This window comes from Anaerolineae bacterium (genome assembly GCA_016931895.1).
GTDB lineage: Bacteria > Chloroflexota > Anaerolineae > 4572-78 > J111 > JAFGNV01.
Map to the genome: position 1 here is coordinate 37992 of JAFGDY010000227.1, position 19896 is coordinate 57887.

The 19896-nt window shown below is 53.0% G+C and carries 20 protein-coding genes; 8 read left to right on the forward strand and 12 right to left on the reverse strand.

From position 1 onward, the window contains the following. Positions 1-11 precede the first annotated feature (11 nt). The 3 genes from JW953_16735 to JW953_16745 are packed head-to-tail and all read left to right on the forward strand — an operon-like array spanning position 12 to position 2323. Positions 12-914, forward strand: a complete 903-nt coding sequence (locus tag JW953_16735; protein MBN1994346.1) for a diacylglycerol kinase family lipid kinase — start codon at positions 12-14, stop codon at positions 912-914. Positions 915-917: 3 nt separating this feature from the next. Next, positions 918-1505: a glycerol-3-phosphate acyltransferase gene (locus JW953_16740; protein MBN1994347.1), complete on the forward strand. Its 588-nt coding sequence runs from the start codon at positions 918-920 to the stop codon at positions 1503-1505. Positions 1506-1525: 20 nt separating this feature from the next. Then, the gene (locus JW953_16745; GenBank protein MBN1994348.1) at positions 1526-2323 is read left to right on the forward strand and encodes a response regulator; all 798 of its coding nucleotides are present in this window, start codon (positions 1526-1528) and stop codon (positions 2321-2323) included. Here the strand turns inward: JW953_16745 and JW953_16750 are convergent. From JW953_16750 to JW953_16790, 9 genes are all read right to left on the reverse strand, one after another. Then, positions 2320-2553 (reverse strand): hypothetical protein, encoded by a 234-nt coding sequence (locus JW953_16750; GenBank protein MBN1994349.1) that lies wholly within the window; start codon positions 2551-2553, stop codon positions 2320-2322. The genes JW953_16745 and JW953_16750 overlap by 4 nt on opposite strands. Then, on the reverse strand, positions 2550-3287 hold the full coding sequence (locus tag JW953_16755) for an SDR family oxidoreductase (GenBank protein MBN1994350.1): 738 nt from the start codon (positions 3285-3287) through the stop codon (positions 2550-2552). The genes JW953_16750 and JW953_16755 overlap by 4 nt, the downstream gene beginning before the upstream one ends. Positions 3288-3309: 22 nt before the next feature. Beyond that, a complete protein-coding gene (locus JW953_16760) occupies positions 3310-4533 on the reverse strand; it encodes an LL-diaminopimelate aminotransferase (GenBank protein ID MBN1994351.1) in 1224 nt (407 codons plus the stop codon). A 165-nt stretch (positions 4534-4698) separates the two neighbouring features. Beyond that, positions 4699-5961, reverse strand: coding sequence for a diaminopimelate decarboxylase (locus JW953_16765; GenBank protein MBN1994352.1), 1263 nt, complete (start codon positions 5959-5961; stop codon positions 4699-4701). 151 nt (positions 5962-6112) lie between these two features. Next, positions 6113-7129 (reverse strand): aspartate-semialdehyde dehydrogenase, encoded by a 1017-nt coding sequence (locus JW953_16770; GenBank protein MBN1994353.1) that lies wholly within the window; start codon positions 7127-7129, stop codon positions 6113-6115. A gap of 98 nt (positions 7130-7227) precedes the next feature. Continuing rightward, positions 7228-8130, reverse strand: coding sequence for a 4-hydroxy-tetrahydrodipicolinate synthase (locus tag JW953_16775; GenBank protein MBN1994354.1), 903 nt, complete (start codon positions 8128-8130; stop codon positions 7228-7230). A 17-nt stretch (positions 8131-8147) separates the two neighbouring features. Further along, entirely contained in the window at positions 8148-8891 is a 744-nt protein-coding gene (dapB, locus tag JW953_16780; GenBank protein ID MBN1994355.1) for a 4-hydroxy-tetrahydrodipicolinate reductase, read from the reverse strand. Positions 8892-9274: 383 nt separating this feature from the next. Beyond that, on the reverse strand, positions 9275-10534 hold the full coding sequence (locus JW953_16785; protein MBN1994356.1) for a DUF2088 domain-containing protein: 1260 nt from the start codon (positions 10532-10534) through the stop codon (positions 9275-9277). 70 nt (positions 10535-10604) lie between these two features. After that, positions 10605-11438, reverse strand: coding sequence for an SDR family oxidoreductase (locus JW953_16790; GenBank protein MBN1994357.1), 834 nt, complete (start codon positions 11436-11438; stop codon positions 10605-10607). Between the two features lie 434 nt (positions 11439-11872). Here JW953_16790 and JW953_16795 point away from each other — a divergent pair, with 434 nt between their 5' ends. The 4 genes from JW953_16795 to lipA all read left to right on the forward strand — a co-directional run bounded on the left by JW953_16795 (position 11873) and on the right by lipA (position 15947). Further along, entirely contained in the window at positions 11873-13501 is a 1629-nt protein-coding gene (locus tag JW953_16795) for a hypothetical protein (GenBank protein ID MBN1994358.1), read from the forward strand. Positions 13502-13562: 61 nt separating this feature from the next. Then, positions 13563-13934, forward strand: coding sequence for a hypothetical protein (locus JW953_16800; protein MBN1994359.1), 372 nt, complete (start codon positions 13563-13565; stop codon positions 13932-13934). A 335-nt stretch (positions 13935-14269) separates the two neighbouring features. Continuing rightward, a complete protein-coding gene (gene lipB / locus JW953_16805) occupies positions 14270-15037 on the forward strand; it encodes a lipoyl(octanoyl) transferase LipB (protein MBN1994360.1) in 768 nt (255 codons plus the stop codon). After that, positions 15021-15947 (forward strand): lipoyl synthase, encoded by a 927-nt coding sequence (gene lipA / locus JW953_16810; GenBank protein MBN1994361.1) that lies wholly within the window; start codon positions 15021-15023, stop codon positions 15945-15947. The genes lipB and lipA overlap by 17 nt, the downstream gene beginning before the upstream one ends. 59 nt (positions 15948-16006) lie before the next feature. Here the strand turns inward: lipA and JW953_16815 are convergent, their stop codons facing one another. After that, positions 16007-16936, reverse strand: a complete 930-nt coding sequence (locus JW953_16815; GenBank protein MBN1994362.1) for a hypothetical protein — start codon at positions 16934-16936, stop codon at positions 16007-16009. A 93-nt stretch (positions 16937-17029) separates the two neighbouring features. Then, entirely contained in the window at positions 17030-17536 is a 507-nt protein-coding gene (locus JW953_16820; GenBank protein ID MBN1994363.1) for an HNH endonuclease, read from the reverse strand. Between the two features lie 255 nt (positions 17537-17791). On the opposite strand from JW953_16820, the gene trxA reads away from it, so the two are divergent. Then, the gene (trxA, locus tag JW953_16825) at positions 17792-18121 is read left to right on the forward strand and encodes a thioredoxin (GenBank protein ID MBN1994364.1); all 330 of its coding nucleotides are present in this window, start codon (positions 17792-17794) and stop codon (positions 18119-18121) included. Positions 18122-18136: 15 nt separating this feature from the next. Here trxA and JW953_16830 read toward each other — a convergent pair whose 3' ends face one another. Next, positions 18137-19822, reverse strand: coding sequence for a fibronectin type III domain-containing protein (locus tag JW953_16830; GenBank protein MBN1994365.1), 1686 nt, complete (start codon positions 19820-19822; stop codon positions 18137-18139). Between the last annotated feature and the right edge of the window lie 74 nt (positions 19823-19896).

Below are 19896 nucleotides of genomic sequence, written 5' to 3' on the forward strand. Positions count from 1 at the left end.
GACAGCAAACCATGCAGACCAGACTCATTGTAAACCCAACCTCGGACCAGGGCCGTACCTTGACTCTGCTCCCGGAAATAAACAAGGCTTTACAACAACTGGAAGTGGATTTTGATATGGTTAAAACCGAGTGCCCCGGCCATGCCACCACTCTGGCCCAACAAGCAGTGGCCGCCGGTTATGAGCGAGTGGTGGCGGTGGGCGGCGACGGCACCTGCAACGAGATTGCCAACGGGCTGCTCCTGGCGGCGCAACAGGGTCGGTCGGCCAGCCTGGGGCTTATTCCCAGCGGCTCCGGCAACGATTGGGCCTGTTATTTAGACATTCCCCTTGACCTGACCCAAGCTTGCGCCATTATCAAAAACGGTTCGGAACACCTGCTTGATGTGGGCCGGGTGACCGTAGACGGGCAGTCTCGGATCTTTGTGAATGTGGTGGGCCTGGGTTTTGACGCCGAAGTGGCCGTGGATACCAAACAGGCCAGGCGATTGCATGGTTTTGCCATGTACCTATGGAGCGTTTTTAGAGTGCTGCTTTTTGGCCAATGGCCCTACCAGGCCCGGTTTTCCTTCAACGGCCAAATGCAGCAGCAGCCCCTGACCCTTTTTACCGTAGGCAACGGCACTCGCTCCGGGGGAGGTTTTTACCTGACGCCCGACGCCAGCATGGATGACGGTTTGTTTGATCTGTGTTACGCCCCGGGCCTGTCCCGGTTGACCCTGTTGAATCTGCTGCCCAAAACTCTCAACGGCACGCACGTGGGCCATCCCGCCGTGACGATAGCTCGCGCCGCCAACGTAGAGGTTTTTGTGGAGCAGGGCATTCCCGGCCACGTTGATGGTGAGATTTTATGCCTTGCCGGACGTCATTTTAACTTTGAAATCTTACCCGCCGCCCTGCAAGTTTGGAAATAAGAAATGATGAGCCTTTATCTTCAGTTTATCAGCGCCGGCCTGGCCGCGTATTTAATTGGTTCTTTTCCTACCGGCGTGGTGTTTTCTAAATTGAAGGGTGGGCCTGATGTTCGCTATCATGGCAGCGGCAATATTGGCGGCACCAATACCATGCGGTTAATGGGATTTTGGAGCGGCGCTGCGGTAACGGTAATTGACGCCTTAAAAGGACTTATGGCCTGGGCGGTGGCCTACTTGACCACGCAGGGAAATCCTTGGGCTTTGCCGCTGGCCGGAACAATGGCCGTTGTCGGGCACTGCTGGCCAATTTACACCCGCTTGCACGGGGGTATGGGCCTGGCCACGGCCGGGGCGTTGATTCTCATTTTGTCGCCGCTAACCATTGCGCTGGCTATTCCGGTGTGGGCTTTTTTTTATATGGTGATTTTTAAGAAAAAATACTCGCCTCGCTGCGTTATCCTCACCATTCCGGTGGCGATCATCCTTTCGCTGCTTTTTATCCCCCTGGCCGCAAAGGTGCAGTGGTTATTTATTTTACTCGCCGTCATTTTAGTCATCCGCCATTTGCCAGAGTGGAACCGTGTTGAGTAAACTCTAGGACGAGAAACCTTATGCCCAAACGTGTTTTGATTGTAGACGACGACAAAGAAATATTGATGATGCTAGAGTTCGCCCTCAAAAAGTTGGGGCCGGAGTATCAGGTGGTCACGGCCATGGGCAGTGTTGAGGCTTTGGAGTTAGTTGAAAAATCGGAACCGTTTAATCTGGTGGTCACCGATTACGTAATGAAAGAAATTACCGGCGTTGACCTAGCCCGCGCCGTGCGCCGTATCTCGCCCACCACCCCGGTGGTGTTGATGACGGCGTATGGCACCAAGCGGTTGCGAGCCACTACGGAGTCGTTGGGTTTTGACGGCTACCTGGACAAACCTTTTACCGTGCAGAAAATTCGGGGCATTGTCAAACAAATGGTTGAAGAGCCTATCCGCACCAGGCCAGACATGCCTCTGCCGGAAGTGCCCGAACCGGGCGAGGATCTCCGCGATCATTTGAAGGCCCTACAAGTTAACGCTAATGCGCGGTGCGTTGTTTTGCTCCGGGCGGATGGTTATCTGGTGGATGCGGTCGGAGATACCAGAAATTTATCAATCCCCAATATCAGCGCCTTGATTGCGGCCAATTTTATGTCGGCCGGAGAGTTGGGCAATTTGCTGGGCAATCAGAAGGTGTTCAAATCCAGCTTTCATGAGGGGGAAGGTTATAATGTGTACACTTACGACGTTAACGGGGCGTTTCTGTTGGCCGTAGTTTTTGATGCCAACCGTAAGCCCGGCGTGGTTTGGTTTTACACCAAGCAGATGGCCACCGCCATTGCGCCCCTGCTGTCCAAGAGAAAACAGACAGATTAAGTATACGCCGCCTGTTTAGCCTCCTGCCAATATAGGGGCGTCGGTGTAGGCGTGGGCCGGCGTTGAGGTCTGGTTCTGAGCAGCGGCCAGACCAAGGTGGTCAGCATAGCCAGTACCAGCAGCAGAATGATTAACTTGGCCGCCAGACTGAGTTTACGTTCCTCTTCTGCTTCGTCGCCATCATCGGGGCCATCTATGAATGCCTCGGGTTCAGTGGGCTTGGTATTCACACCAAATGCCGCCCTCCATCCACGCAAATGATTTCGCCGGTCACGTAGTCGCCATCTTTAAGCAAGTAGAGCATAGCCTTTACCACTTCTTCGGGGGAGCCGGTACGGTTCAGGGGAATACGTTTGGCCAGGCGCTCAAACGTGGCCGGGTCGTCATTGACATTGGGCAAAATGGCTCCCAGGGCGATGCCGTTGACCTGAATATTGTGTTTGGCCAGGGCGTGGGCCATCGCTTTGGTCAACCCCTCCAGGCCCACTTTGCTAATAGTGTAGGAAAAATGATGATTCTGGGGGCGCAGGGCGATGGCATCCAGCAAATTGATGATTTTGCCGGGCCGGTCTTTGGGCAGGGCGCGGGCAAAAGCCTGGCTGAGCAAAAAAGGCGCTTTGAGGTTGATCATCATATTGCGGTCCCAGGTAGCGGAGTCGGCGCTGAGAAAATCCTCCGGGGGAAAGATGGAGGCGTTATTGATCAGAATGTCCAACCGGCCTGCTTGTTGCAGGGCAAAGGGGACCAGGGTATTGACGGCGGCTTCGTTGTTCAAGTCGGCTGAGACAGCCCAGGCCCGCCGGCCCAGGGCCTTTATTTCGGCCACGGTTTTCTGGGCCACCTCTGCGGAATTTCCATAATGCACCACCAGGTGGCAGCCCTGCCCGGCCAGGGCCAGGGCCAGGGTTTTGCCCACCCGTTTGGCGCTGCCGGTGATAAGCGCAACTTTGTCTGTCAGGTCCATTGGTTCCTTCCGTATCCAAAGGTTAAAGTTTTTCTTTTAATCTTCGGGTTGCTTCAATAATATCTTCCCGGTGGCCAAAGGCGCTGAAACGGATAAAACTCTCCCCGGCCGGGCCAAAACCAACGCCCGGCGTGGTTACAACGTGGGCCTTTTCCAACATTTCCGCAAACACCTCCCAGGAATTTCTCCCCGGAAATTCAGCCCAAACATAGGGAGAGTTGACGCCGCCGTAAGTGGTAATCCCCAATTCGGCCAGGGCTTGTTTGATGAGCCGGGCATTTTCCATGTAATAGCCCACGGTTTGTTGCATTTCGGCCATACCCTCGTCATCAAGGGCAGCCAGGCCGCCGTACTGGGCCAGGTTGGAGGCGCCATTGAACAGGGTGCTGGTCACCCGGCGCCAATCGTTCATCACGGGTGAGCCGTCATCAAAAGTCAATTCCTGGGGCACTACCGTCCAGCCAAGCCGCACGCCGGTAAAACCAATGGGTTTGGAGAAAGAGTTGACTTCAATAGCCACGGCCCGGCTGCCTTCAATCTCAAAAATGGATTTGGGTAGAGCCTCGTCTCGCACAAAGGCGGCATAGGCCGCGTCGAAGATGATAATGGATTTGTTTTGGCGGGCAAAGTCAACCAACGCCTGCAATTGGGTTTTGTTTGACACCGCGCCCGTGGGATTGTTGGGCGAGCAAAAATAGATCAAATCCGTGGGAGGCAGGCCGGCCAGGTTTGGGAAAAAATTGTTTTCCGGGGCGCAGCGCATGTAAACGATGTTATTGAACAAACCCCGCTCCCGGTCATAAGACCCTGTGGCCCCGGCGATGACGCTGCCGTCCACATAAACCGGGTAGGCCGGGTCCTGCACCGCCACCGACACCTCCGCCCCAAACAAAACCTGGAGCCGCCCGCAATCGCACTTGGCCCCGTCGGAGATAAACACTTCGTTGGGGCCAACCAGGCCGTGGTACCACTTTTCGGCCAGCCTGGTTTTAAGGTTTTGCAATAACTCCTGGCCTTTGGCGTCGTCGTCATAGCCTGAGTAACCTTCCGGCGTGCCCAGCCCCAGGGCGGCCTTTTTTAAAGCGTCAACCAGGTGGGGCGTCAAAGGTTTAGTGGTGTTGCCGATGCCCAGGCTGATAATTTTGGCGGCGGGATTTTTTTCCAGCAAGGCTCTGCACCGGCGGCTGATCTCCGGGAAAAGATAGCCCGCCTGTAATTTGGCTATGTTTTTGTTTCGTTGCACCATGATTTTTTCTCGCTAATTGTTTTATAAAAATCGGGATGGTTCATAGAGCACGGGAAACCAACTTTACCCTTTTGACAAATACGCAACGACAAACAACGAAAAAGCCATGAATATCTGGGGCTTTTCGTTTGTCAATCGTCATTCGTCGTTCGTCAGGTAAACGGCTCATACCCTGAAGGTTTCAAACCGTCCAAAATCGAGCGTAGCAAAATAATCGGCGGGGGTTTCGGCCCGGCGGATTTGCACCACTTCGCCGTTTTCCCGCAGCAGCAGTTCGGCGGAACGGAGTTTGCCGTTGTAGTTAAAACCCATCGAATACCCGTGCGCGCCGGTATCGTGAATGGCCACAATGTCGCCAATCTCAATTTCCGGCAGCATCCGGTCAATGGCAAACTTATCATTGTTCTCGCACAACGAGCCGGTAACATCGTACTGGCGCGTGGGGGGGTAGTTTTCTTTGCCCAAAACCGTAAGATGGTGATACGCGCCGTAAAGGGCCGGACGCATCAAATTGGCCATGCTCGCATCCAGACCAACAAAAGTTTTGTACGTATTTTTTTTGTGCAGCACGGTGGATACCAGGTAACCGTAAGGCCCGGTAATCACCCGCCCGCACTCCAGGTACACTTTGGGGGGCTGTAAATTATGCCGGTGAATGGTTTCTTCGTAGACCTGGCTGACACCATCGGCAATCTTTTCGTAAGAAACAGGAGCCTCGGTGGGCCGGTAGGGGATGCCAATGCCGCCGCCCATGTTGATGAAGTCAAAGTTGATACCAATCTCAGTGGAGATTTCCACTACCAAATCCAGCAACATCCGGGCCGTTTCCACAAAGTATTCATTTTCCAACTCGTTTGAAGCCACCATGGTGTGCAGGCCAAAACGTTTAACGCCTTTGGCTTTGATCATCCGGTACCCTTCAAAAAGCTGCTGGCGAGTAAAGCCGTATTTGGCTTCTTGGGGGTGGCCGATAATGACATTGCCTTTTCTTAAGGGACCGGGGTTGTACCTAAAACAGAGCAATTCAGGCAGGCCGGCGTGCCGTTCCAGAAATTCGATGTGGCTGAGGTCGTCCAGATTGATAATGGCGCCCAACGCTTTGGCCTTTTGGTATTCTTGAGCCGGGGTGTCGTTAGAGGAGAACATAATATCCTCTCCCCGCAGCCCCACTTTTTCCGAAAGCAGCAATTCCGGCAAAGAGCTACAATCCGCGCCAAAACCTTCTTCGGCCAGGATTTTCAAAATAAAGGGATTGGGCAGGGCCTTCACCGCAAAATATTCTTTAAAGCCGTGAACGCCGCTAAAAACTTTTTTGAACCGGCGGGCATTGTCCCGGATCGCCTTTTCATCGTAAATGTGAAAAGGCGTGGGGAATCTTTGGGTTAACTCGATGATCTGTTCTTTGGTAAAAGGCAGTGTTTTGGACATGCTTCTCTCTAGGTTTGCAACTCGGTTAAACGGAAACGGATGCGGTGTTTTCGACCAACGAGCAACGACCAACTTTTGTTGTTCGTCCCTCGTTCGTCAATCGTCCTTCGTCGTAAATCATTACAACCAACAAGCAGTAACTGTAAATCTATTAATCCAAGAACCTTTGCTCAACAATGAGTTCGCCAATCTGCACGGCGTTCAGGGCCGCGCCCTTGAGCAATTGGTCGCCGCAAACAAAAAACTCCAGGCTGTGCTCGCCGTAGATCAGGTTTTGCCGGATACGGCCCACTTCTACGTCAAATTTTTCGCTGGCAGTCAACGGCATGGGGTAAACGTTGCGCTCAAGGTCGTCTTTTACTTCAAGGCCGTTGGCTGCGGCAAACAGTTTGCGCACATCGGCGGGATTAATGGGTCGTTTGGTTTCCACCACAATGCTTTCGGCGTGGGCGCGCATGGTGGGAATACGGACGCAGGTGCAGGAGATGGGGATGGTGTTATCGCCAAAGATTTTGCGCGTTTCCCACACTACTTTCATCTCTTCCCGGGTATAACCATTTTCCTGGAAGGAATCAATGTGTGGAATCAGGTTAAAGGGAATGGGGTGGACAAAGGTGTTGTGGCCGGGAGTTTCGCCGCTCAACACTTTGCGCGTTTCGGCTTCCAGTTCGACCATACCCTGGTTACCTGCTCCACTGGTGGCCTGGTAGGTGGCGATGATCACTTTTTTGAGCCGGTAATGCTGATGGATGATCCACAGGGGAATGGCGGCCACAGCCGTGGTGCAGTTGGGGTTGGCGATCAGGGGCGCGTTGCCAATGGCTTGCGGATTGATCTCCGGGATGACCAGCGGCACGTGCTCGTGGTAGCGAAAGGTGGACGAGTTGTCTATAACCACGCAGCCCGCCGCTGCCGCTTTAGGCGCATTTTCTTGGGGCCAGCCCCCACCAATGGCAAAAAAGGCCATATCCAGTTGGCCGTAATCCACCTGATCGGCATTTTCTACGGTAATGGCCCCAAAGGGGGTAGCCAGAGTTTTGCCTTCGGACCGTTCCGAAGCGTACAACCGAAGGGTGTCAAGGGGAAAGTTGCGCTTATGCAACACGCTAATCAGATTTTGCCCCACCACGCCGGTGGCGCCCATAATGCCAACACGTAGTTGTTTCATGGTTATTTTTACCTCTTTAGATGACCCTGTTTGTTTTCCGGGCCGGGACCCAGATGGTTATGGATTGCATCTGTGTCCCGGCTCCTGTTTCAGACTACTCAAGCAATTACCGGCTCTAATTGTTCAAGTAAGCCCATCTCAACCAGAACCGCGTCAACCTTGTCTCTGTTTTCCGGTTGCAGCTCGCACATAGGCAGGCGGTAAATTTCACGGCACATGCCGGCCCGGTAGAGCATATATTTTATCGGAATAGGATTGGTTTCGACAAATTCGGCCTCAAAAAGTGGCGTCAACTCCCGGTTCAGTTGCTCCGCCTCGGCCCAGTTTCCGACCAGGGCTAACTCAACCAGCCGGGACATCCGGGCCGGGATAAAGTTACTGGCCACAGAGATAACCCCATCGCCGCCGGCCTTGATCAGGTCCAGGGTAATGTTGTCGTCGCCGCTAAGCACGCTAAATGCCGCCGGGCTTTGCTTGATGACGTCCCGGATCTGGCCTATATCGCCGGAAGCCTCTTTAACGCCGGCAATGTTGTCGCAATCGCGGATCAGCCGCAGCAGGGTTGGGGTTTCCACATTGACCGCGGTGCGGCTCTTGATATTGTAAACAATGCAGGGAATACTCACGCTGTCGGCGATGGCCTTAAAATGCCGATAAAGCCCTTCCTGGGTAGGTTTGTTGTAATAGGGATTGACCAGCAACGCCGCATCCACGCCCACCGACTCTGCGTGCTGGGTAAGGCGGATAGCCTCTCTGGTGCTGTTTGAGCCGGTGCCGCCGATAACGGGCACGCGACCATTGACGTGCCGCACCACCAGGTCAATCACCAGGTCGTGTTCCTCGTGGGAGAGGGTGGGGCTTTCGCCGGTGGTGCCGCAGGGCACCAGGCCGGAAACGCCGTTTTCAATATTAAAGTCTATTAAGTTTTTCAGGGCTACTTCGTCCACGCTCTCATCTTCATTGAAAGGGGTGACAATTGCGGTAAAAACGCCTCTAAACATTTTACGCTCCTGAACAGTTACACTAATGTATCCATTAAATCATTGATATGGTAAAAACCGGTTTTAGTCTGGATGAACTCCGCGGCCAGCAGCGCGCCGGCGGCAAAACCTTCCCGGCCACGGGCCGTGTGTTTGATCTCTATGGTGTCCACCGGGCTGTCAAACATCACCAGGTGCGTGCCGGGGATGGCCCCGCCGCGGCTGCTGGAAAAGTGCAACTCGTCCGGCTCTATTTTCCGGTCGAGTTTGTTGTAAACCAGCTTTTGTTTGCGCTCAAGATGGTCCAGCAGAATCTGGCCCAGCATAGCGGCTGTGCCCGAGGGCGAGTCGGCCTTGTGCCTGTGGTGAAATTCGTGCCCCAATACATCGTAATCAGGCAGGTTGTTGAAAACCCTGGCCGCATACGCCACCAGCCTGAAAAGGGCATTGACGCCAAGAGAAAAATTGCCAGACCAGATCAGACCCACCCGGTTGGCCTCGACGACCTGTTTTACCTCATCCAGTTGCTCGTACCAGCCGGTGGTGCCAATGACCATCTTCTTACCCAGGGCGGCGATCTGCCGGATGTTGTTCACCACCACTTGCGGGTGAGTGAAATCCAGGCAAACCTCCGCCCCTGAAATTGCCTCCTGCGTGATTTTTTTATAACAGCCTTCGGCGTAAGGGTCAACAATGGCCACAATGTGGTGCCCCTTTTCCGTAGCCAGGGTTTCGATGATTTTTCCCATTTTGCCGTAACCGATAAGCGCCAAGTTTGTCATGGTTAGCTCCTGTGGGCTGCGCCCCTTGTAAGCGTATTTATAATTTACCAATGTGAACTTGCCGGAATTCATGGCCGCCTACCGTCGCCCCCGCATTTTGGCCCGGCAAATTATTTGGAACATTGTAAGGAGAAATCAATTCTTGGCAAAATTTTTTTTAGAATTGGCCGTGCGGGGAATGAAAAATGAAACTTTTTCGATATATCAAATAAATAGACAAAAATTTGCACCCTTGTTGGTTAAACAAGACGACTATTTGTCTATATCAACCAAATTGTCCTGCCAAAAGTATGCGGGAACCAAAAAACAAACCCACAAGGTGTTACCGGCCTCATGGGTTTGTTCTTGACCAAACAGAAATTCTATGCCAGGTAACAAACTCGTTACCCCGGCTTGACCCGGTATAACATCTCCCCGGCTTTGGGTACTACCAGAATGCCTTCAGCTTCGCGGCCCTGCCATTCGTTAAGCTTAACCTGGGCCGGGTCCAGATAACCTAAATTCAACCGGCGGCAGCGTTCCGCCGGGATGCCGGTGGCCAATGTAACCTTAAGGCGCGGCGTTTCAATGCCTGTTTCGGCGTTATACGCGCCCATCCCGCGTAAATGGGTGCTATGAGCCAGCACCCCGCCGGGATAGGCTTTGAACTTATCCCACTGCTGCAAAAAGTAATCCCGCACGTGGTAGCCGATCTCATCCAGGTATTGGCCGTGGGTGTAGCTGACCTCGTTAATGTGCGGGGCGTAGATCACCACTTCGCCGCCATCAGCAATGGCCGGTTCCATTTTGTACATTCCCTTGGCCCCGGTCCACAGATCGTCGTACATTTCCGGCATCACGGCCAGCACGCGCCGGTAGGGCCGATCCACCCACTTGATGTGCAGTTTGGCCGACAAATCCGCCGCGGCCTCGTAAGCCTCTTCTGGGGTGCTGATGTAAAGCCCGGCCAGGTTAGTGCCGGTGACTACCATGCTAAAGCACAGCTTGGGCCGGTCAATAAAGGAGGCAGCTTTGTCAATTACCTGGCGCACAGGCGTATGTTTGGTGCCGATCACGTTATAACTGGTGATAACCGCGCCCAGCCAGTGGGAAAAATTGATCACCTCTGCGCCGCCGATGCCAGGGAAAAAATATTTGTTGCCGCCGGAAAAGCCCACCACCTCATGGGGAAAGGTAGGGCCGCAAATGATGATTTGGTCGTAGTCAAAGACCAGTTTATTGAGTCTGATCTCCACAGTCTGGCGCATCAGTCCGCCGGTGATTTCCGCTATTTCTGTTTCGGTAATTTGGCCCAGGGTCACAAATGTTTCCGGCGTGTCCCAATGATGGTTGAAGATATTGACCCGCCCATAGAGGCCGCGGCGTTCCTCTGGCGTTACCCCAACCAATTTATTGATGGCCGCTTCGCTCATGGGCTGGTGCGTGCCCAGGGCAATCAGGTAATCCAGGGCAGCCACGGAAGCACCCAAACATTCGTGAAACAGCCGGAACATTTGGGGCATTGGCGCGGTGCGAGTGCTGTCTGGGATGATGATGAGCACTCGTTTGCCGGCCAGTTTTGCCTGGGCCAGCGCCGCCGACATCAAATCACGAATTTCGTTTTCGGTTAAATGTTTGTTTTCATAACCCTGGCCAATGAGCATGGTCACCTCCATCGTTGGTCATAAATACAGAATTAGGCCGGAGAATAAGAAATAACTCACTTCTATCAAATCATACACCGCTATACGCCGCAAATCCGCCGTCAATGGGCACTACCACGCCGGTTACAAAAGCCGAAGCCGGGGAGAGCAGCCACAGCACGGGGCCAACCAAATCTTCGGGGCGGCCAAAACGGGCCATGGGCGTGTGGGTAATAATGGCCTGGCCGCGCGGCGTTAAATCGCCGGTTTGTTCGTCGGTCAGAAGAAAACGGTTTTGATCGGTTATAAAAAAGCCGGGAGCAATGGCATTGACCCGGATGCGGGGCGAATATTCTTGGGCCATGTGCACCGCCAGCCATTGGGTAAAATTGCTTACCCCGGCCTTGGCCGCCGAATAGGCCGCAATACGGGTGAGAGGACGGAATGCGTTCATGGAAGAGACATTTAAAATAATACCCTCTTTTTGCTCGGCCATAATTTTGCCAAAAACTTGGCTGGGAATAATGGTGCCCAAAATATTGAGATCAAACACAAACCGCAAGGCGTCGGCGGGTAGGTCAAAAAAGGATAAATCAGGGGCGGTAGTAGCGCGGGGATTGTTGCCGCCGGCGCCGTTGATCAGGCAATCAACGCGGCCAAATTCCTGGACGATCTGGTCGGCGGCCTGTTTCATCAAGGCGGCATCCAGAACATCGCCATACGCCACAATAGCTTTGCCGGAGCAGAGGTCCAGCCGGTCAAGCAATCGTTCGGCCAACTCCGGGTTACGATCTATAATGGCTACGTTGGCCCCAACCTCGGCCAGGGCGCAGGCCAACTCACCACCCAATATCCCGGCCCCGCCGGTAATCACCACCGAGCGGCCGGTGAAATCGTATAATTTGGTGAGTTCCTCAAGATACATATTTTGATCTCCTTTGAATATTGGCAAATGGATGGATAATATAGGCGTCTGGAGAATGAGATTTTTATAGTCCAATGCGTTAATTTATGCACACGTGTGCATAGGAGAGCATTATATCGCATTATGGAAAGGCTGTCAATCTTAAGCCAGGCCCGGGGACTATCCCAATTTTTTGATAGGGTAGACACAGGACAATATCCTGTCTCTACGGCCAGAATTTTGGAGCCAACCCCAGGGTCAAATTGGGCAAACCAGGGAATTTTGAATAGGCGGCAAAAGGCCGTAACGTTGCTATAAGGGGTGATTGAGGGCCTCGGCCAACCGGCTGATCGAGGATGATTTATTAATTGGCCAGTTTGCCCGTTATCGCAAAATCGGTAGAATGACAGTATCAGACCCTATTCTGACAAAGTAAAGCATGGCAAGATATAGTTATGAGCGAACAGTCTGAAAAAGAGACAATCCTGAACACAACTCTGTATACCCTGGTTAGGCACGTTGGTTTAACGCCGCAAGAAGTGGCTCAGTTGCGTTTGTCTGACCTGCACCTGGCCGGCAAAAACCCCCATCTTAGCTTTAAGCCTGAGGGGAGTGACACGCCCAAAACAATGGAGCTTGATTTGGAAGCGCACCGGGCCTTAGTCGGCTGGCTGGTAGCTCGACCGGACTCGATTGGCGATTTTTTGTTCCCGGGGCAAAGTACCGAAGCCATGGACTGGCAGGAGATACAACAGCTTGTGGGCAAGGCCGCAAAAACCCAACCTCCTTCTCCGGCGGACAAGCCGCCCGATCCTGGCCGCTCAAAAACTTCAGAGGCAAAAACAAAACGGCCTTCGGCCAGCGAAATGTTCGATAGAGCTTCCCGCCCGGCCCCGCCGCCTTCCGCGCCGGAACTGGGCGTGCCCCCGCCGGGCCTGGCCGGTCTCAGGCCCGTTGCTTTCCAGCCGCCGCCAACCGCGCCGGAAGAGGACAAACCGGTTAATATTCCCTTACCGACCTCCAGGCCCAAACCGCCGCCCACCCGTCCGCCCCGGCCCGTGCCTGTCCCGGTTACTCCGCAGGATAGACTGGAACGATCCGCTCCGGCTGATAAACCCGGGCGGCCTTCGCCAGCTTTGAAAAAAGAGGATGCGATTGGGGTGAAGTCTTCGCCGGAAAGGAAACAAGAAGAGTCTCAAGGCAGCAAATTTGGGCAATCTGAGAGTTTTTCCCCAGAGAAAAAAGGCGACCTAACCGGCTCGCGGCCCAACAAACGCATGGGCCAATTGACTGCTCAAGAAGCCCCGGCCAAAGGCTCAAGTATATGGCCCCGGCTGGCAATGGGGATGGTGACCTTTGTGCTGGTTTTGTTATGCGCGGTGTGTGTCGGCGGGGGTTGGCTGGTTTGGCAAAGCGAAGCCGGCGACGAGGTATTGGCCCGGCTGGGCCTGTCGGATACGGCTGCGGGATCATTCCCAAATGAAAGCGATATTATGGCCTCTTTAACGCCGCCCCTGAATTCGCCGCTGCCAACGCCCACTTTACCTCCCACCTCAACGCCCACGTCCCTCCCGCCTACTGACACCCCACCGCCTACAGATACAGCCACGCCGGTTCCTACGGATACTCCCTTACCGCCACCTACGGATACGCCTATCCCGGCCGACACGCCTACCCCTCTTCCTACCGATACCCCTGTTTCCGCCGCCCCCACCGACACCCCACCGCCGCCCGATACCCCCACCCCGGCCATAAAGTATCAGGCTCCCGTATTATTGGAGCCAAAAGATGGTACCGATTTTAACAGCGGCAATACCATTGTGTTGCGCTGGCAATCGGTGGGCGAGTTGGCTCCAGATGAACAATACGCCATTCGGTTGATTTATGAATTCCAGGGCGAAACAACTTATCAAGGAACAAACATCAAAGAAACAGAGTGGACCATTCCCTTATCTCTTTACGGCCAGATTGATGGCCCGGAAAATCGTTACGAATGGTTTGTGGTGGTAGAACGACTCAACGACGACGGTTCCGGCACTGCCGTTAGCCCAGAAAGCGAAAAACGTACCTTCAGTTGGAGATAAAAAATCATTCAAAGAAAAGGCATAATATTTGGTGGCAGGAATAACCCTATCTGACAATTGGATGGCTTCGGCAAAACAAACCGGCGCTGAAAATTGGTATGTTGACCCTTTTACCAAACGAAGGGGAGGTCATACACCCGGTCAGGGTGATGATGATTGCGATTGTGGCTGTCCTTACAACGCCATGTCCAAGGTAGAGCAGTTGCCCCTTATTGAGAAAATCGCCCGGATATTTCCTAACGAATGGTTAGCGTTCGTCATTTCTCCAGAAGAGGATGATGATTACGAGCCGGTCCACGGCAAGCTTATTGCTCATAGCCCCAATCCCGACGAAGTTTACGATGCGGTAGATACCGTATTGTGGAATCAACATGTTTATATTTTTTTCAATGGTGATTTGCCAGCTATGTTAGCCAGTTATGGCGATGGTTGAGGGTAAAACGAGGGCGATGGTTTTGCTTGTGATGATGGGTTAAAATCCCTTAAAAATTGGGGGTTCCATTTGCTAAAAAATATGATATACTTAGTTAGTTCATAATAGCGCATTTTTTTTACACCCCGTTTATCGGCCTTCAATCCAATATTTAATTCCCATTATTTGTTTTTACTTTAAAAATGTAGAGAAATCGGCCAGCAGACAGCCAAACTATTCATCATTCCAGATAGGCTCAAAACACTCTCTCTTCGCTCAACTGTTCTATTAGACTTTAGACTACTCACAACAAAATATTAATGGTTGCACTTTTCAAAGAAGAAAAGGAGGATACCATGAATAATCTTTGTCAACGGCAATGGCTTGGCCAACTAGGGTACCAACGGGCTTTGGAACTTCAGAAGGAGTTAGTTGCCAAACGAACTGTCGGGGAAATTCCTGACACTTTGTTATTTCTGGAACACCCACCTACCTACACCCTGGGCGCTGATGCTCATCGAGGGCACTTACTCATCAGCCAGCAGGAGATGGCGCGACTCAACATTGCCTATTATACGGCAGATCGGGGCGGCCCGATTTTTTTCCATTGTCCCGGGCAGTTGGTAGTTTATCCAATTTTGAAGTTAGGCCAAAATTGTTACAATTACCATGATTACATCAAGCTTATAGAAAGCGTTATTATTCGGGCCTTATCGTTCTTTGAGGTCCGGGCTTTTCGACAACCAGGGCAAGGCGGGATCTGGGTGCTTTCTGGCACCCAACGCAAATATAGCCAATTTGATAGTGCGGTGGCCAAAATAGGCGCTGTAGGGGTAAAAGTAAATCGGGCTAATGTCACTAGCCATGGTTTTTGGATTAACGTTAATCCCAGTTTACAATATTTTGATCTAATCATGCCGGGCGGGGTCAAAGACGGTCACATCACCTCCCTGCACCATGTTTTAAATGAGCCTATAGAAGTGGGGGCGGTCATTGAACCGGTGCTGCAAGCCTTTTGCCAGATTTTTGCCTTAGAACCACTTTCGCTAACAACGCCCGCGCCAACAAGTCAAAATTTTAGCTGGCGCACCCCTAAATTAATGGTTGATGCCAAATTTAATTGATTCAAATAATAAGATTGCTCCAGAGAATAAGTTGCCGCAACGCAAACCAAAATGGCTAAAAGTGCGTATTCCGGCCAGTAATGGCTATGAGCGCCTTAAAAAGTTAATGCAGGAAAAGGGCCTGCATACGGTGTGTGAAGAGGCAATGTGCCCCAATATTGGCGAGTGCTGGCACCGAGGCACGGCCACTTTTTTGCTCCTGGGAGATATTTGCACCCGTTCCTGCGGCTTTTGCCATATCAAAACGGGCCGCCCTGCCGGGCTGGATGAAGACGAACCCCGCCGGGTGGCCGAGAGCGTGCTGGCCATGAAGCTCAACCATTGCGTGCTAACTTCGGTTAACCGAGACGAGTTGCCCGACGGCGGCGCGCACATTTTTGCCAACACCATCCGTGAAATTCGCAAACGGATGTCTCATTGCACGGTTGAGGTGCTCATTCCCGACTTTAAGGGCGACCGAGCGGCTTTGCAGAAGGTTATGGAGACCCGGCCCGAAATTCTCAACCACAATATTGAAACCGTGCCTCGTCTTTATCGGACGGTGCGGCCTCAGGCCAATTACCAACGCTCGCTCAAGGTTCTGGCCCAGGCCAAAGAACTGGATCCCGGCGCAATCACCAAAAGCGGGATTATGGTGGGCCTGGGTGAAACTAAAGAAGAAATTTTTAACGTTATGCGCGACCTGCGGGAACATCAGGTTGATATTTTGACCATCGGCCAATATCTGCGGCCTTCGTCGCTGCACCTGCCCATTTACCGTTACGTTCATCCAGACGAGTTCGGAGAATTTCACCACGTAGGGTTGGAGTTGGGCTTTCGCTGGGTGGAAAGTGGCCCGCTGGTCCGCAGCAGCTACCACGCCGCGGGCCAGGCCGAAGCGCTGGCCCTGCCGGTTCGGTCATTAACCTAACCACAAAAGATGGATCCAGGGCCGGGGGCGTAGTTTCAGCTACGCCCCCGGTTGTGTTTTTACCCCGTTTCCACCTCAAAGCCGGCGGTCTTGATCATCTGCTTCATGCCCGCCAGGCCCACCTCATCAGGAATTTCCCACACCTTATCCTGGCCGTTAAAACGACGACCGGGAATATTTTTGATAAAAGCCAGCATTTCTTGAAACGAACCACCGGTCATCACCAGCGGGAACACCCCCACGCGCACGCGGATGCGGTCGCCGCCGCGCTGCTGTTTGCCGGGAATTTTGGCCGAGGTTGAGCCGGACGGTTTCTGTTGCCCAGGTAGAGGTTCCAGGTCAAAAGGTGGGGGCTGGTCGTATAAATCATAATCAGGCGGCGGGATCAATTCATCATCCCCCCAAGCCGGCGGATTGGGCGGCGGCGGTAGATTATCCTCATCCCAATCCGGCGGGGCAAAGGGAGGAACATCTTCGCCGGGGCTGGAAAATGGCAGCGCCGCCATGGGCGGGATGGGGGCCTGGGGAATGTTGGCTGCGCCTTCCAGGTCAAAACCGGCGGCTTGCAGCATGCCTTTGATCACGCCCACTTCACCCGGGATCTCCCACATTTTGGTTTCTCCATCATAACGGCGGCCCGGCAGATTTTTCACCGCGGCCAACATCTCCTGAAAACTGCCGCCTGCCACGGCCAACGGGTGGCCGCCAACCATAATCCGCACCCGGTCGCCGCGAGAGGGTGGGGAAGGCGCAGCCGGAGCAGCAGCATCGGCAATCGGCTGGCCGCCTTCCAGGTAATAGCCGTTGATCTCAAGCTGATGTTGCACCTCTTCCGCTGTTCCCGGCAATTGCCATACTTTCAGCTCGCTCACAAAACGGCGGCCGTTGATCTGTTTCACCGCCGCCAGCATGTCGTGGAAATCGCCCCCCACCACGCTGAATTCCTTGCCCGCAATGTGCACCCGGATCCGCTCTTTATAATCAGCCATGTTAAACTCCTTTTCTACATCTCCCTGCAAAGTTGAATAATAAAAACGCCCCAGTACAGCCGGTACCGAGGCGTTGGTGATGAGCCAAACACCTTAATCCCACAGGATATATTTACCCCAGGCCTGCTTGGTTTCTACACTGGAGAGCGCGGCAATGGCCAGGTAGCGCGGGCGTTTGGGTTGGGATAATAATTTCATGTTAGCTTCGTCCGGGGTGCGGCTGCCCTTGCGCCCGTTGCACTTTTCGCAAGCGGTCACCACATTTTCCCAGGTAGTTTTGCCACCGCGCGAACGAGCCACCACATGATCTACCGTTAGATTCTTGCGCGGCGGCGTGGCCCCACAATACTGGCAGGTGTAATGATCGCGCGATAACACGCCTCGCCGGGTAACGGGCAGGGCCACCCGGCGGGGTATTTTGACAAAATACACCAGGCGAATCACCAGCGGCACAGGCAAACTGAGATTCTCCGAACGCAGCTTCGCTTCGGCTGCCTCAATCAATTCGGCCTTTTCCTTCAGCAGCAAAACCACCGCCCGCCTGATGGAAACCACGCTGAGGGGTTCATAAGTTGCATTAAGCACAAGCACTTCTCCCACTTAAGCGCCTCCTTTGATAACTCAGTGGAAGTAATCGGCTATCATTATATCAGACTAGATTCAATGGGTCAAGTGAAAAATATTAAAAAAACAACTACAATATATAGTAATCTCTATTAACATGATCCCATATTTAGGGGTATATCTTGGAGATTGGCGATTTAAAGGAAACTTTGTCAAAATAACAAAAGCCTTGTATATTTGGGCGGAAATATTTTCTATTGAGCAGGTACATAACACCAAATGGAGAAAAAAATGACAACGCCCATTCACGTAACTGACGCCAATTTTGATGCCGAAGTATTAAAATGTGATATTCCGGTGCTCACCGATTTTTGGGCCGAATGGTGCAGCCCCTGTAAAGCCATTGCCCCGTATTTGGATGAAATTGCAGCCGAATACAAGGACCGGATTAAAGTAGTTAAGCTGGATGTTGACGCCAATCCCTTGACCCCCGGCCGGTATTCCGTATTGAGCCTGCCCACGCTTATGCTCTTTAAGTTTGGCCAGCCGGTTGAACGTTTAATGGGCGCTCAATCCAAAAAAGCCATCTTAAACAAAATAACGCCTTATTTGGATGCGTAACGCCGGCGCAGTATTTTAATTTTTCACCACCACGGGCAGATAAACGGGCTCAAAGCCAGCGGCGGCAATACTGACTTCATCAATAAAGATATTAGCCGGCCCACCGTTATGGCTAAAATTAACCCCCAGAGAACCGCTATAATCACTATCTGCCGCCCAGCGGAGGGTAAAGTGAGACCAATCACCGGCCGCGCCCACCGTTTGAACCAGGATAGGACGCGCGGCACTGGGGTCAAGGGATGATGCCCCCGCTCCTTCGGCTAAAAATTCAACGGTAAAAGGAACATTGTTTTTGTGCCAGAAAGAAAGCAGGGGGGCGTTCATCTGGGAAACAACGCCGGTTTGTGAGATATTAACGGTATTTGATAACCATAAGCTCCCACTGCCCGTATGTTGGTTTACGCTTGAAACCCCGGCAGCCAAACCATCACTCACATTCCAGCCAGACAGATCGGTTTCAAAGTGATTGTTGCTGATGGCCTGATGGGTTCCCGTGGGGATCAGGGTGATTGTCAGGCTGCCAACGCCATTAGGGGGCACATTCACCGTTGTGGGAGGCGGGGCGACCAGACTATCAAAATCATCGGCCACAATGTGAAAAGTACCGGGGCCGGTTGGTAAGGCATAACTACCACCGTTACTTAAGGTAGAGGTAGTCTGGCCACTAACCGATACCCTGACCCCGCTCAAGCCCAAACCGGCGTGGTCAATCACCTGTCCGGTCACGGCATCAGCAATGGTGATACTTTTTTCAACCCACTGGCCCGGCATGTCTATACTGCCGTTTGTCTGCCAGGTTCGCGCCCGAACAGTATAAGTATGCAGCACCTGGCCGATGAAGGAGCCGCCGGTGGCCGCGCCGGCCTTGTCCTGGATCGTCAGCCAGTCGCCGCCGGCCTGGTCTTTGTACTCAACCTCGTAGCCCTTGAGCACCCACCCCCCAGCCGGGCTACCGGACCAATTCAGATTGACCGTGTTGCCATTGGCGGCCACGTTCAGGCTGGTGGTGGGGCCGGGCGCCAGCTCTTCCAGCCGGGAGTCTTCAAAATAAACCATATCCAGATCGGTGTGGTTAAAAGAATCGTTTTCCGGGGCCTGTACTTTGGCAAATACGGTGATGGTGTTGCTTTCGGCGGTGGCGGCCACCACCATTCCAACCCACTCATTATCATTGGCATCGGGGGCGCTCCAGATAACGTTGTTGCCGGTGGGGTCGGTGCCGCCGTAAGGGTCAATACCCACCTGTTTGACCATCTTGCCGTCGGTATCAGGGTAGCCCGGCCCCCGCCAGTAAGTGACCATCTTGATAAAAAATCTGTAGCCCTGCCCGACCGCCAGCCCGCTCACTTGCTGGTAAACGCCGGCGTCAAATTCATAAGCGGACCACATATTTTGGGAGGCATCGCCTTCAATGTGATAGTCGCCGCCGCTAAAAGCGGCCGCAAATTGGGCCGAACTCATCCAGTGCAGCTTTGAGGCGTTGCCACTGCCGGGATAAGTGTTGGCTTCAATGTAAAAGTGATTCCAGCCGGCGGCGATTTTTTCGTATTGTTCGCGCCAGATCCGATCGGGGATGTTGGTGAAAGGGTTGTTAAAGCCGCCGTTGCTTAAATGATTGGCGGTTGAACCACTGCGGGGAAAAAGGCTCATCAGAGCCAAAAAACTACCTAAAAATAAAACAAGCAATCTAAAACGCTGCATGAATCTTCCTTTCGCCTTGTCTATTTCCTCCTCTCCCACCCTAAACGTATACTGAAATCCTATTAGAATGCCCG